15 protein-coding genes are annotated in these 13,623 nt (G+C 68.0%); 4 read left to right on the top strand and 11 right to left on the bottom strand.

Translation table 11 applies throughout. From position 1 onward, the window contains the following. Nucleotides 1–8: 8 nt before the first annotated feature. The 3 genes from ACI766_RS17620 to ACI766_RS17630 form a co-directional block, all read right to left on the bottom strand. Nucleotides 9–98 carry a K(+)-transporting ATPase subunit F gene (locus tag ACI766_RS17620; protein WP_003097848.1) on the bottom strand — a complete coding sequence of 30 codons (90 nt, stop codon included), beginning with the start codon at nt 96–98 and terminating at the stop codon, nt 9–11. A 187-nt stretch (nt 99–285) separates the two neighbouring features. Then, nucleotides 286–1,440, bottom strand: coding sequence for an acyl-CoA dehydrogenase family protein (locus ACI766_RS17625; RefSeq protein ID WP_003097850.1), 1,155 nt, complete (start codon nt 1,438–1,440; stop codon nt 286–288). A 54-nt stretch (nt 1,441–1,494) separates the two neighbouring features. Then, nucleotides 1,495–2,361, bottom strand: coding sequence for an IclR family transcriptional regulator (locus tag ACI766_RS17630; RefSeq protein ID WP_003097851.1), 867 nt, complete (start codon nt 2,359–2,361; stop codon nt 1,495–1,497). Nucleotides 2,362–2,602: 241 nt separating this feature from the next. Here ACI766_RS17630 and ACI766_RS17635 point away from each other — a divergent pair, with 241 nt between their 5' ends. The 4 genes from ACI766_RS17635 to ACI766_RS17650 all read left to right on the top strand — a co-directional run bounded on the left by ACI766_RS17635 (nt 2,603) and on the right by ACI766_RS17650 (nt 6,996). Next, nucleotides 2,603–3,388, top strand: a complete 786-nt coding sequence (locus ACI766_RS17635) for an enoyl-CoA hydratase (protein ID WP_003124891.1) — start codon at nt 2,603–2,605, stop codon at nt 3,386–3,388. Between the two features lie 3 nt (nt 3,389–3,391). After that, nucleotides 3,392–4,921: a 3-hydroxyacyl-CoA dehydrogenase gene (locus ACI766_RS17640; protein ID WP_023087597.1), complete on the top strand. Its 1,530-nt coding sequence runs from the start codon at nt 3,392–3,394 to the stop codon at nt 4,919–4,921. 137 nt (nt 4,922–5,058) lie between these two features. After that, the gene (locus ACI766_RS17645) at nt 5,059–5,706 is read left to right on the top strand and encodes a FadR/GntR family transcriptional regulator (protein WP_003097856.1); all 648 of its coding nucleotides are present in this window, start codon (nt 5,059–5,061) and stop codon (nt 5,704–5,706) included. Between the two features lie 15 nt (nt 5,707–5,721). After that, nucleotides 5,722–6,996 (top strand): CynX/NimT family MFS transporter, encoded by a 1,275-nt coding sequence (locus ACI766_RS17650; protein ID WP_003114593.1) that lies wholly within the window; start codon nt 5,722–5,724, stop codon nt 6,994–6,996. Nucleotides 6,997–7,047: 51 nt separating this feature from the next. Here ACI766_RS17650 and ACI766_RS17655 read toward each other — a convergent pair whose 3' ends face one another. The 8 genes from ACI766_RS17655 to ACI766_RS17690 form a co-directional block, all read right to left on the bottom strand. Further along, nucleotides 7,048–8,115: an AI-2E family transporter gene (locus ACI766_RS17655; protein ID WP_003097861.1), complete on the bottom strand. Its 1,068-nt coding sequence runs from the start codon at nt 8,113–8,115 to the stop codon at nt 7,048–7,050. Nucleotides 8,116–8,280: 165 nt separating this feature from the next. Beyond that, entirely contained in the window at nt 8,281–9,087 is an 807-nt protein-coding gene (locus ACI766_RS17660; RefSeq protein WP_003097863.1) for a DUF4892 domain-containing protein, read from the bottom strand. A gap of 8 nt (nt 9,088–9,095) precedes the next feature. After that, a complete protein-coding gene (locus tag ACI766_RS17665; RefSeq protein WP_003114590.1) occupies nt 9,096–9,758 on the bottom strand; it encodes a glutathione S-transferase family protein in 663 nt (220 codons plus the stop codon). Between the two features lie 79 nt (nt 9,759–9,837). Continuing rightward, on the bottom strand, nt 9,838–10,698 hold the full coding sequence (locus tag ACI766_RS17670; RefSeq protein WP_003097867.1) for an alpha/beta fold hydrolase: 861 nt from the start codon (nt 10,696–10,698) through the stop codon (nt 9,838–9,840). After that, the gene (locus ACI766_RS17675; RefSeq protein ID WP_003097869.1) at nt 10,695–11,507 is read right to left on the bottom strand and encodes an alpha/beta fold hydrolase; all 813 of its coding nucleotides are present in this window, start codon (nt 11,505–11,507) and stop codon (nt 10,695–10,697) included. The genes ACI766_RS17670 and ACI766_RS17675 overlap by 4 nt, the downstream gene beginning before the upstream one ends. Before the next feature lie 101 nt (nt 11,508–11,608). Then, complete coding sequence (locus ACI766_RS17680; RefSeq protein WP_003117750.1) at nt 11,609–12,250, bottom strand: LysE family translocator; 642 nt, start codon at nt 12,248–12,250, stop codon at nt 11,609–11,611. A gap of 40 nt (nt 12,251–12,290) precedes the next feature. Continuing rightward, nucleotides 12,291–13,115 (bottom strand): AraC family transcriptional regulator, encoded by an 825-nt coding sequence (locus ACI766_RS17685; RefSeq protein ID WP_087823700.1) that lies wholly within the window; start codon nt 13,113–13,115, stop codon nt 12,291–12,293. A gap of 57 nt (nt 13,116–13,172) precedes the next feature. Continuing rightward, nucleotides 13,173–13,610: a hotdog fold thioesterase gene (locus ACI766_RS17690; RefSeq protein ID WP_003087490.1), complete on the bottom strand. Its 438-nt coding sequence runs from the start codon at nt 13,608–13,610 to the stop codon at nt 13,173–13,175. Nucleotides 13,611–13,623: the final 13 nt, after the last annotated feature.

Raw genomic sequence — 13,623 nt, forward strand, 5'->3', positions numbered from 1 at the left:
GCCCTCCCCTAGGCACGGTCGGCGCGTAGCAGCGCCACCAGCAAATAGACGAACAGTCCCGTGGCCAGGGCCAGGGACAACCAATCCAGAACGGTCATGTGTGCGATCTCTCCTTCGAGCGGCCTCTGCCGCTTGAGGGAAAGTCTCCGCAAAGGGGGCGTAAAGAAGCGATTCAGGGCCGTGTCGGACGGCATAAAGAAAGCGTAAAGAGTGGCGCGGACAGCGCCTGGGACAGCAACCGGCCGGGGACTGCGCCACGGCCGGTGACAAGGCGAAGGATCGACGCTAGCCCTGGGCGGCGCGGATCATGTTGCGGGCGATCAGCAGTTGCTGGATCTGCGTGGTGCCCTCGTAGATGCGGAACAGCCGCACGTCGCGATAGAAGCGCTCGATCCCGTAGTCGCCGATATAGCCGGCGCCGCCGAATATCTGCACCGCGCGGTCGGCGACGCGGCCGCACATTTCCGAGGCGAACAGCTTGGCGCAGGACGCCTCGGTACCGACATCGCGGCCTTCGTCGCGCTGCCGCGCGGCGTCGATGACCATGCAGCGCGCCGCGTAGGCTTCGGCCTTGCTGTCGGCAAGCATCGCCTGGATCAACTGGAACTCGGCGATCGGCTGGCCGAACTGCTTGCGCTCCAGGGCATAGCGCAACGCATCCTCGAGCATCCGCTCGGCGACCCCCACACAGACTGCGGCGATGTGCAGGCGGCCCTTGTCGAGCACCTTCATCGCGGTCTTGAAGCCGACGCCCTCGACCCCGCCGATCAACTGACTGGCAGGCACCCGGCAGTCGTCGAAGATCACGTCACAGGTATGCGCGCCCTTCTGTCCCATCTTGCGATCCGGCTTGCCCAGGGACAGCCCGGGCGTACCGCGCTCGACGACGAAAGCGGAGATTCCGCCGGCGCCACGGATCGCCGGGTCGGTGCGCGCCATCACGGTGTAGATGCCGGCCTGCGGGGCGTTGGTGATGAAGCGCTTGGTACCGTTGAGCACGTAGTGCTCGCCGTCACGCACCGCCGTGGTCTTCAGCGAGGCGGCGTCGGAACCGGAGTCCGGTTCGGTGAGGCAGAACGAACTGAGCAGTTCGCCCGACGCCAGGCGCGGCAGGTAGCGCCGCTTCTGTTCTTCGGTGCCGTCGATGACGATGCCCTGGGAGCCGATGCCGTTGTTGGTGCCCAGCAGCGAACGGAACGCCGGCGAGGTCCGCCCCAGCTCGAAGGCGATGCTCACCTCTTCCTCCATGGTCACCCCGAGGCCGCCGTAGGCCTCCGGGATCGACAGGCCGAACAGGCCCATCTCGCGCATGCGGGCGATGATCGCCTCGGGGATGCGGTCGGTTTCCGCCACTTCCTGCTCATGAGGCACCAGGCTTTCGCGGACGAACTGGCGGATGCTGTCCAGCAGCAGGTTCAGGGTTTCCGGATCACGAATCATGCTCACTCCAATAGGCCACTAGGCCGGTTGCCATGATTCCGTCACCGGCCTCGGTCAGCGGGTGGCGGCCTCGATGTTGTGGACCATGTGCAGCAGGCGCGGGCCGATGTCGTCCTCCAGTTTCTCGCGCTTGAGATGGAAACTCGGCCCGCCGCAATTGAACGCCAGCAGCCCATGGCTCTCATGGTGCAAGGCCACGCCCACCGCGTTGACGTCGCGTTGCCACTCGCCGAGCGACAGGCAGAAGCCGTAGTCGGCATAGTCGCGGAAGGCCCGCTCCAGCCCCTTGCGCACTTCCGGCCAGTCTTCCGGGTGGCGCTTGCGGATGTGCCCGAGGATGAATTCCCGCTCGTCCTCCGGCATCGCCGCCAGGCAGGCCCGGCCGATCGCGCTGCGGTGCAGCGAGAGGTGGCTGCCGACCTGGCGACGCATGGTCAGGTTGGCCTCGCCATGCACCACATCGAGGTAGACCATGCTCAGCCGGTCGCGGGCCGCCATGGCCACCGCGGCCTTGGCGTAGCCGGCCATCTCTTCCATCAACGGGCGGGCGAGCGCGCGAATCGACAGGTTCGAGAGCATCGCGTAGCCGAACGACATCACCCCCACTTCCAATTGATACTTGCCGCTATGCGGCAGGTGACGCAGATAGCCCAGCCGGGTCAGGGTGTGGGTCAGACGCGACACCGTCGGCTTCGGCAGGCCGGTCTTCTTCGCCAGTTCCTGGTTGCCCAGCAGGCTTTCCCGTGGCGTGAAACAGCGCAGCAATTCCAACCCGCGGGCCAGCGCGGTGACGAACTGGCGGTCCTTGAGTTCCTCGTCTTTCTCCTGCATCGGGTCGATCAGCACAGCTTCGAAGGCGGACACTTCCGCTTCCGTACTGGCACCTTCCGCCGGACTCCGGCGCTCGTCGTTGCCGCGCATAGTAGGGACCTCTTTTTCAAAAAATCAATAAAACAAAATCATATTTCGCATAGCGAAACTAATAGAAGAACCCATGCACTTTCAACAACGAAAATAAAATCCTTTTAAAACAGTAAATTGTATAAGTAGATCGTCCGAAATCCGACGCGAGTATTTACAACGCCACGGCTGGCGCTGATTATTTTCGATAAATCATGAAACTATATTTCGCATAGCGAAATATCAATTCATCGGAGCTTCCATGTCCGCCGATCCTTCGCCCGTGGTCCTGCTCGAATTTCCCGCAGCCGATATAGCCCTGCTTCGCCTCAATCGTCCGCAAGCCAGGAACGCGCTGAACGACGAAGTGCGCCAGCGCCTCGCCAGCCACTTCCAGACGCTCGGCGCGGATCCGGCGATCCGCGTCATCGTGCTCACCGGCGACTCGCGCTGCTTTGCAGCTGGCGCCGATCTCCGCGATCTCTCGACGAGCACGGCGATCGGCCTGTACGGCCGCCACGGCGAGCGCTACTGGGAAGCCATCGCGCGCTGCCCGAAGCCGGTGATCGCCGCGGTCAACGGCTTCGCCCTGGGCGGCGGCTGCGAACTGGCGATGCACTGCGACCTGATCGTCGCCGGCGAGTCGGCACAGTTCGCCCAGCCGGAGATCAAGGTCGGGGTGATGCCGGGTGCCGGCGGCACCCAGCGCCTGGTACGGGCGGTGGGCAAGTTCCAGGCGCTGCGCATGCTGTTCACCGGCTGCCTGGTGAAGGCTCCGCAAGCGCTGGCCATGGGCCTGGTCAGCGAAGTGGTGGCGGACGAGTCGACGCTGGCGCGCGCCCTGGAACTGGCCATGGAGATCGCCCGCCTGCCCCCTCTGGCGCTGGCGCAGATCAAGGAGGTGGTCCTGGCCGGTGCCGACCTGCCGCTGGACAGTGCCCTGGCCCTGGAACGCAAGGCGTTCCAGTTGCTGTTCGACTCGCAGGACCAGAAGGAAGGCATGCAGGCCTTCCTGGAGAAACGCCCGCCGAACTACCAGGGGAAATAGACGATGCCCGATATTCGTTGTATCGCCGTGGTCGGTACCGGTGCGATGGGCACCGGGATCGCCCAGATCGCCGCCCAGGCCGGCCTGACCGTATGGCTGTTCGACAGCCGCGCCGAGGCCGCCGCCGAGGCACGCCAGCGCCTGCGGCAGACCTTCGAGAGCCTGTGCGGCAAAGGCAAGCTGAGCGCCGCCGACGCCGAGGCCGCGCAAAACCGGCTGCGGGTGGCGGAACGCCTGGAACAACTGGGCGACTGCGAACTGGTGGTGGAGGCCATCGTCGAGCGCCTGGAGGCCAAGCAGGAATTGCTGCGCCGGCTGGAAGCCATAGTCGCGCCGGAGACCATCCTCGCCAGCAATACCTCGTCGCTGTCGATCACCGCCATCGCCGCCGCCTGCGAGCGGCCGCAGCGGGTCGCCGGCTTTCACTTCTTCAACCCGGTGCCGCTGATGCGCGTGGTCGAGGTGGTCGACGGCCTGGCCAGCGCTCCGGAAGTCGGCGACGCCCTGCTCGCCCTCGCCGCGCGCCTGGGCCACCGCGGTGTACGGACCAAGGACAGCCCCGGCTTCATCGTCAACCATGCCGGCCGCGCCTATGGCACCGAGGCCCTGCGCATCCTCGGCGAAGGCGTCGCCGAATGCGCCGAGATCGACCGTGTGCTGCGCGAGTGCGCCGGCTTCCGCATGGGGCCGTTCGAACTGCTCGATCTTACCGGCCTCGACGTGTCGCACCCGGTAATGGAATCGATCTACCAGCAGTACTACCAGGAACCGCGCTACCGCCCACACCCGCTGACCCGCCAGTTGCTCGCCGCCGGCCGTCTCGGGCGCAAGAGCGGCCAGGGCTTCTATCGCTACGTCGACGGCCAGCCGCAGGACAAGCCCGGTCCGCAACCGGTGCCGCAGGCCGCCATCCGGCCCCCGGTGTGGCTGGGCTGCGAAAACGAGGACGACCGCCGCACGCTCGCCGAACTGCTGCATCGCCTCGGCGTCGAGCCGGAAACCGGCGAACGCCCTTCCGCCGCAGCGCTCTGCCTGCTGGCCGCCTGGGGCGAGGACCTGAGCAGCGCCGTGCAGCGCTTCGCCTGTCCCGCCGAGCGCAGCGTCGGCATCGACCTGCTCTGCGACCTCGAGCGCCGGCGCTGCCTGATGCTCTCGCCACTGACTATCCCGGCCATGCGCGACGCCGCCCACGCGCTACTGGCTGGCGACGGCGTCGGGGTCACGGTGCTGCGCGACAGTCCCGGCTTCGTCGTCCAGCGGGTACTGGCGATGATCGTCAACCTCGCCTGCGACATCGCCCAGCAGGGCATTGCCAGCGTCGAGGATATCGACCAGGCGGTGCACCTCGGCCTCGGCTATCCTCACGGCCCGCTGGAATGGGGCGACCGCCTCGGCCCGCGGCGCCTGCTGAGCATTCTCCAGCGCTTGCAGACGCTTACCGGTGACCCGCGCTACCGGCCCAGTCCCTGGCTGCGCCGACGAGCGCAACTGGGCATGTCCCTGCGCGCCGGCGAAACCGCCGCCGTAGGCTGACGCATCGGCGACCTGGCGGCGCAGCGTCATGCGTCTCGCCGCCAGGCCAACGCTTTTTCCCCGAGCGACGCTTTCCGGGCTTGCAGCTGCCGAGGTATCCTGCGCGCAAATTCATCCGATGATTGGATGTTTCTTCCGTGACCATTCCCCTCAAGCGCTCCCTGGTGGACATCGCCCTGGAGCAGATCCGCCAGCGCATCGACGCCGGCCATTGGCCGCTCGGCCAGCGCCTGCCGCCGGAGCCGGAACTCGCCGAGCTGCTCGGCATGAGCCGCAACACCGTGCGCGAAGCGGTGCGGGTGCTGACCTTCTCCGGCGTGCTGGAAGTCCGCCAGGGCGACGGCACCTACGTGCGCGCCTGCGCCGATCCGCTGGAAACCATGCTGGTGCTGGCGCGCAGCGCGGTGCAGCACTCCCTGGAGGCCCGCGGGATGATCGAGATCGAGGCGGCGCGCCTGGCAGCCGTTCGCCGCGACGACAGCGACCTGAGCGCATTGCGCGAACATCTCGACGCTTCGCGCCAGCGCTACGGCAGCGCCGACCTGCAGGACTACATAGAGCACGACGTCCGCTTCCACCAACGGATGGTCGATGCCGCCCACAATCCGGTGCTCAGCGAACTCTACCGCTATTTCTCGCAGGTCATCCGGACCTCGCTGGAACGCACCATGGCCGACCCACAAAGGGCCCAGCCCTGCTTCGAGCTGCACCAGCAACTGCTCGACGCCATAGAACGCGGAGACCCGGACGCTGCCGCCGCGGCCAACCGCGCACTGCTGATCTGAACCCGGGACAGACCCATGACTCACGCCTTGAATGCCCGGCCGGGAGCGCACCCCGGCCATCCTCCGGAAGAACTGCTGATCGATGCCGAAGTCGACGACGAACCAGTTCCGCCGGCGCCGCCACTACGCCCCTGGCTGCTCCTGCTGGGCCTGGTGCTGGTGGCGCTGAACCTGCGCCCGGCGCTGTCCAGCCTCGCCCCCCTGCTCAACCAGGTGCGCGACGATACCGGCCTCTCGGCCGCTGCCGCCGGCCTGCTGACCACCGCGCCGGTACTCTGCCTGGGGTTGTTCGCGCCGCTCGCGCCGCGCCTGGCCCGGCGTATCGGCGCCGAGCGCAGCGTGCTGCTGATCCTCTTCTGCCTGGCCGGCGGCATCGTCCTGCGCAGCCTGTTCCCGGTGTTCGGCCTGTTCGCCGGCAGCGTCCTGGCCGGCGCCAGCATCGGCATCATCGGCGTGCTCCTGCCGGGCATCGTCAAACGCGACTTCCCGCGCCAGGCCGGGGTGATGACCGGGGTCTACACCATGGCCCTGTGCCTGGGCGCAGCGCTCGCCGCCGGCGCTACCGCGCCGCTGGAGAAGCTCTTCGGCAACTGGGAACTGGCGCTGGCGTTCTGGTCGCTGCCGGCGATCCTCGCCGCCGCCTTCTGGCTGCCGCAGACCCGCCAGGGCCAGCACGCCCATCGCCAGGCCTTCCGTGTCATCGGCCTGTGGCGCGACCCGCTGGCCTGGCAGGTCACGCTGTACATGGGCCTGCAATCGTCCCTGGCCTACATCGTCTTCGGTTGGCTGCCGTCGATCCTGATCGACCGCGGCATGACTGCGGTAGAAGCCGGCCTGGTGCTGTCCGGCTCGGTGATGCTGCAACTGATCACCGCCCTGCTCGCGCCCTGGCTCGCCGCTCGCGCCAGGGACCAGCGCCTGGCGGTGGTGCTGGTGATGGCGACCACCCTCGCCGGCCTGCTCGGCTTCCTCTATGCGCCGCTGCAGACCATCTGGGGCTGGGCGGTCCTGCTCGGCCTCGGCCAGGGCGGTACCTTCAGCATCGCCCTGGCGCTGATCGTCCTGCGCTCGCGCGACGCCCACGTCGCCTCGCATCTGTCGGGCATGGCCCAGGGCGTCGGCTACACCCTGGCGGCCATGGGGCCGTTCATGGTCGGCGTGGTCCACGACCTGACCGGCGGCTGGAACGCGGTCGGCTATATCTTCATCGGCGTCGCCATCGCCGCCACCCTGTTCGGCCTCGGCGCCGGGCGCAGCCAGTACGTGGGGGCCCGCAGCGAACACCTGTAGCCCCGCAGACGCAAAAAGCCCCGCATCGCGGGGCTTTTTCTCCTTCGTCACTCAGGCATCCGGGCCGCGCCCTTCGGCGGGCGGCGTCCGCGGCGTGCTGGCGATCCAGTCGCTGAGCAGGTTGTAGGCCACTGCCAGCAGGATCGGGCCGAGGAACAGGCCCATGAAGCCGAACGCCAGCAGGCCGCCGAATACCCCGAGCAGCACCACCACCAGCGGCAGGTTGCCGCCACGGCTGATCAGGTAGGGTTTGAGGATGTTGTCCACCCCGCTGATGATGAAGAAGCCCCACAGGCCGAGGAACACCCCGTGGCCATAGTCGCCCTTGAAGAACAGCCAGGCGGTGGCCGGCCCCCAGACCAGCGGCGGGACCATCAGTAGGCTGCAGGCGAAGGTCAGCAGGCCGAGCAGCATGGCTCCCGGTACGCCGGCGATCATGAAGCCGATCCAGGCCAGCAGGGCTTGCGCCGCGGCGGTACCGATCACCCCGTTGACCACCCGCTGTACGGTGCCGGCGACAAGGTCGCGATAGTGCTCCGCGCGGTTGCCGATCAGGCGTTCCAGGGCACGGTGGACGATGGACTCCAGGCGCGGCCCGTCGCGGTAGAAGAAGAAGATCAGGATCAGGCTGAGGACCAGTTCAAGGATCCCTCCGCCGATCTTCGCGCTGCGCGCCAGCAGCCAGTTGCCGACCTCGCCGACATAGGGCTTGAGCACGTAGAAGAACGCCACGCCCTGTTGGTCGATGGAGTCCCACCAGCCGATCAGGCGGTCGCCGATCAGCGGTACGCCGGCCATCCACGAAGGCGGCGGCGGCAGGCCCTCGACCTGGAGATTCTTCAGCAGCTCCATCAGCGAGCGAACGTTGTCCGCCAGGCCGAAGCCGAGCCAGATCAGCGGCAATGCCACCAGGACGATCCAGCCCAGGGTCAGCAGGCCCGCCGCCAGCGACTCGCGGCCACCGAGCAGGCGCGTGAGCATGCGCATCAGCGGCCAACTGGCGAAAGCCAGCACCGCGGCCCAGAACAGCGCCGACCAGAATGGCGCCAGCACCCAGAGACTGGCACCGAGCAGACCGAACAGCAGCACGCGAAGCAACAGCCGATCGTTATCGAACATCAAGGCAGGCCTTCCTCAAAGGGGGATACACCGATAGACAGCGCTCGGCGTGCGCCGTTTCCAGCCGGAGCGTGGGGCGCGGGGGAAAGGCAGTCTACTCTGGCGGGCGGCCTTGCCGAAGGCATTTTCGCCATCGCCCGGGCCCGCAGGCCCGGGCGAACGCGTTCAACGCAGCCAGTTGAGGTGCAGGCCCTCGACCTCCGACTGGCCCAGCTCCATGCGGCTGTTCAGCACGCCCTGCCCGCGCAGGGCGTCGCGCCACTCCTGGGCGTGCTTGCCGGACAGCTCGACCCGCACCCCGGTATCCAGGCGCAGGGTCCGCACCAGCAGCTCCAACCAGGAGCCGGCCGGCTCCGCCGGCACATGGCTGAGGGTCAGTTCGCCGTTGGCCTTGAGCAGGCGCAGCAGGGTCGCCGGGCTCGGCAGCAGTTCCGCCAGCGGCGCATCGGCCTTGAGTTCCTCGGCCTGCAGGTAGGCGCGGCGATTGCCACGGGTGATCGAGTAGACCGCCACCAGGCTGTTCTCCTGCGGCGCCGCCAGACGCACCAGCAGGTAGGCCTGCTGCTCGTCCGGGCCGTACAGCTTGGCATTGCCGAACACGGCGTTGGCCAGCAGGCTGCTGGAGCCGCAGTCGCGTCGCTCGCACCAGAACAACGGCGTGGCGTCGGCCTTGAGCAGCGCGGTGCGCGCCGCGGCGAACGCCTCCTGGCTGCTGTGCTCGGGCGGCAAGCGGTAGGTCAGTGCGGTCAGCTCGCCTTCGGCGCGCACCTCGCCCTCCATGCGCAGGCGACCGCTGATGCGACTGATCGCCCCTAGCGGGTAGATCCGTTCCTCACTCGGCGCCTGACGGAAGTCGACGATCTCGGCGCGCGGGAAGCGCGGCAGGATGTCCAGGTCATGGCTGCCGGGAAGGTCGGCGGCCAGCGCCGAAAAGCTGAAAACGCCCAGGGATAGCAACAGGAACCCTCGCATACCGGCCCTCAACGGGTCAGCATCGACTGGGCGGTACGGATGGCGTCGTCGCCCTCCTTCTCCCGCCGCGGCACCAGCAGTCCGCGCTGCACCGCGGGACGCGCCTCGATGGCGGCGATCCAGCGCTGCAGGTTGTCCAGCCCGTCGACGGCGACACCGGACCAGTCGTGGATGCGCACCCAGGGATAGGTGGCGATATCGGCAATGCTGTAGTCGCCGGCGAGGTACTCGGCCTCGCCCAGGCGACCGTCGAGAACTTCGTAGAGGCGCCGGGTCTCATGCTGGTAGCGGTCGATGGCGCCCTGCAACTTCTCCGGGAAATAACGGAAGAACACGTTGGCCTGCCCCTGCATCGGGCCGACCCCGCCCATCTGGAACATCAGCCACTGGATCACCCGCGAGCGGCCCTTGACGTCGGTGGGCATCAGTTGCCCGGTCTTCTCGGCGAGGTAGATGAGGATCGCGCCCGACTCGAAGACGGCGAAGTCGTCGTTGTCGCGGTCGACGATGGCCGGGATGCGGCCGTTGGGATTGATCCTGAGGAATTCCGGAGCCTTCTGCTCCTTCTTGTCGAACGACAGCGCGTGCACCCTGTAGGGCAGGCCCATTTCCTCGAGGGCGATGGAAACCTTGTGGCCGTTCGGCGTGGCGGCGGTGTAGAGATCGATCATGCGGTGACTCTCCGTAACGATCCGTCCAGCCTTACGGCTGGACCCGGAATAGTCAAGGAAACAACGGCAAGCCGGTGTTTCAGCGCGCGAAGAAGGCCGCGAAGACCCTGGCCACCGCCTGCGCCCCGGCCTCGTCGTCCAGATGCAGGTGATGCCCGCCCGGCAGGTGGTGCCGCTCGAACGGCAGGGTCTCCAGCAGCGCCCGCATGCGCGGCTCCACCGCCAGCATGCCCTGTTCGGCCAGTACCAGGCTGACCGGACATTCCACGCTGCGCACGAAGTTCAGCGCGTGGGCCTGGGTCAGGCGCAGCGGCGACGGTAGGGTCAGGCGCGCGTCGGTGCGCCAGGTATAGCCACCGGGCACCGGTTCCAGGCCGCGCTGGGCGAGCAGTTCGGCGGCCTCCCGAGAGATCTCGCCGACCCCGCGCATCCGCGCTTCCACGGCTTTTTCCAGCTCGGCATAGACCGGCTTGCGCTTGTGGCGTAGCGCCAGTTGCGCCTTCAGCGCTTCGCCGAGCTTCTGCGGCGCCTTGTCGGCTTCGCCAGTGTAGGGAATCAGGCCATCGATCAACGCCAGCCGCTCGATGCGCTCGGGCAAGGCCCCGGCGAGCAGCACCGAGACGATGGCGCCCATCGAGTGCCCCAACAGGGAAAACCGCTCCCAGCCCAGTTGCTCGGCCACCATCAGCACGTCCAGCGCGTAGTCCCAGAGCAGGTAGCTGGCGCCCTCGGCACGATGCGCGGAATGCCCGTGGCCGGCGAAGTCGAGGGCGACGATACGCAGCCCGGCGAGCTTCGGCGCCAGGCGCGAGAAGCTCATGGCGTTGTCCAGCCAGCCATGCAGGGCGATCACCGGCTTGCCGTCCGGCGGACCGAACAGATGCGCGGCCAGTTCGATGTGCGGCAGGCTGATGCGTACTTCCTCGACCTGCAGGCTCATGCCGAACGCTCCTCGGTCGCCCGCGACCAGCGATCGAACACGCCTTTCAGCAGTTCGGCGGTTTCCCGCGGGCGCTCCAGCGGGAACATGTGGCCGCCGGGCAGCGACATGAACTCGCCGCGCGGCATCGCCCGGATCAGCCGGGTGTGGTGCGGCAACACCACCTTGCTGTGCCGCCCGCGCACCATCGCCAGCGGCACCTGCAACTGTCGTGGACGCCCCGGGCTGCTGTGCGGCACGCTACGGTAGATGCTGATCTCGGTGGCCGGATCGAAGCGCAGGCGCAGGCCGGAACCGCCGCCGCTGTCGGCCAGCCCGTGGCGTACGTAGGCCTCCAGGCAATCGGGGTCGAAGCGGCGGAACAGCGCCTTGCCGGAGAAGTACGCCCGCGCCTCTTCCAGGTCGGGGAACGCCTCGCGACGCCCCAGGGTGCGCCCGGCCGGAGTGATCCGGTCGATGAAGCCGAAGCGCTTGGCGGCACGGATCACCAGGCGGTCGGCGAGGGTCAGCACCGGCGAATCGAGCATCACCACGCCGCGGTAGAGTTCCGGCCGGCGCAGCGCCGCGTGGTAGTGCAGCACGCCGCCGAGGGAATGGCCGACGCCCCAGACCGGCTGTTCCAGGCTGGCGAGGTGGTGCAGCAGTTCGTCCACCAGGTTGTCCCAGTTGTCGTTCACCGGAAAACGCGGGTCGTGCCCGTGCATTTCCAGGTGATCCACCCGATACTCCGGCGCCAACGCCTCGAACAGCTTGGCGTAGGTAGCCGACGGGAAGCCGTTGGCGTGGGCGAAGAAAACCGATTGCGACATGCGCGACGTCTCGACAGGGCTGATGCCAGGGATTCTCCGGGAGCCTCGCCGAGGCGGCAATGGCTTTGCCGGCTGCCTTGCACGGCGAAGCGGCCAAAACCTCAGGCAGAGCGGACGAGATGCTCGAGGATCGCCGCCGCCACCAGCAGGAACACCACCCCGCAGGCCGCGTCCAGCCAGGGCACCGCGCGCAACAGGCGGGTCTGCAGGGCCGGGCGGGTAAGGGTCAGGCTGAGCAGGCCGAACCAGCAGGCGCCCATGCCGAACAGCAGCGCCGCCACCGCCAGTTTGCCGCCGAGCGACATCTGCGCGGGAATCAGGCTGCCGAGCAAGGCGATGAAGAACACCAGCGCCTTGGGATTGAACAGATTGGTCGCCACTCCGCGCAGCCAGGGCCCCAGGGGCGACGGCGGCAGTGCCCCGTCGAGCCGGCCCGGCTGGCCGTCGCCGCGCCGCAGCCAGGCGCGCAGCGCGCCGACGCCGAGCCAGGCCAGGTACAGCGCGCCGAGCGCCTGCAGGATGGCGAACAGCACAGGCGTACGGCTGAGCAGCAGCGACACGCCGGTCAGCACCAGGGTGGTATGCAGGAGAATCCCGCAGGCCAGCCCCAGCGCGCTGGCCAGGCCGGCCCGCCGCCCCTGGTGCAGGGACGTGCGCACCACCAGGGCGACATCGGGACCGGGGCTGACCAGGGCTATGGCGAACACCGCCGCCAGGGTCAGCAAGACAGACAATTCCTGCATGGCTACTCCACGAAAAAGGGATCGGAAAGGAAAACGCGAATCAGCGCTGGCGCAGGCGCGCCGGCGGTAACCCATAGGTGCGCCGGAACAGACGGCTGAAGTGCGCCTGGTCGTAGAAACCGAACTGCTGGGCCACCTGGCTCAATGGCTGCTCGCCGAGCAGAACCAGCGGCAAGGCGCGCTCCAGGCGCAGTTGGGTCAGCCACTGGTGGGGCGGCAGGCCGCAGTGACGGCGGAAGCGCCGCAGCACCTGCCAGGGGCTCAGGCCGCAGAAGGCGGCCAGTTCCTCCAGGTTCGGCGGGTACTCCAGGCGCGACTCCAGCCAGTCGCGCAGCCGCGTCCAGTCGCGCTGGCCGAAGCCTTCCCGGTCGCCCTCCTCCAGGCGCAGGCTGCTGCCCAGGCTGAGCAGGCAGGCCAGCGCCTGCCAGAGGTGCTCTTCCAGGGCCAGACGGTTCTCCAGCGCCGCCGCTCCGCCGAGCATGCCCAGGTGCAACTGACGCAGGCGCTGCTGCAGACGCTCGTCGCGGACCAGGCTGCTGGTCAGGCGCGGCGCCCCCCGGCGGCCGTCGCTGAAGTCACGGCTGGCGCGCTCCAGCCAGTCGGCATCGAGCGCCAGGACGCGGATACGGTAGCCCTCCTCGCCGGCGCTGCTGCCGTCGTGGATGCTTTCCGGCGCCATCAGCAACGCGTCGCCGGCCCCGGCCAGGCGCCGTTCGCCGCCGGCGGCATAGCGATGCCGGCCCTGCAACAGCAAGCCGATGTGGTACTCCAGGTGGAAGTGCCGGGGAAAGGAAAAGCGGTTGTGCTCGGCGTCTATCAGGCGTACGCCGGGAATCCCGCTGCTGAGATGGGTGATCTGTTCCATCCCGCTACTCTACCGCCCGCGGGACGGAACGATCTTGGACAAAATTGCGGACCGCGCTCAGCCCGCCCTGCCCGCCAGCGGCACCACCGCCATGGTCAGGCGGGCGATGCAGCTCGGCTTGCCGTCGTCGCCACTGAGGCGGATGTCCCAGACATGGGTGGTACGCCCCAGGTGGATCGCCCTGGCCACCGCAGTGACCCGGCCGCTGCGCAGGCCGCGCAGGTGGTTGGCGTTCACTTCCAGGCCGACGCAGTAGTACTGACTGGTGTCGACGCACAGGTAGCTGGCCATCGAGCCCAGGCTTTCCGCGAGGACCACCGAGGCGCCGCCATGCAGCAGGCCGAACGGCTGGTGGGTACGCGAGTCGACCGGCATGCTGGCGGTCAGCGACTCGTCGTCGAAGGCTTCGAAGCGGATGCCAAGCAGGTCGCCGATGCTGTTCTTCTGCGAGGCGTTCAGTTGCTCCAGGTCGGGCGTTTGTCGCCAGAGGCTCATGGGAATTCCTTGC

Source organism: Pseudomonas sp. DL, assembly GCF_047199225.1.
GTDB lineage: Bacteria > Pseudomonadota > Gammaproteobacteria > Pseudomonadales > Pseudomonadaceae > Pseudomonas > Pseudomonas aeruginosa.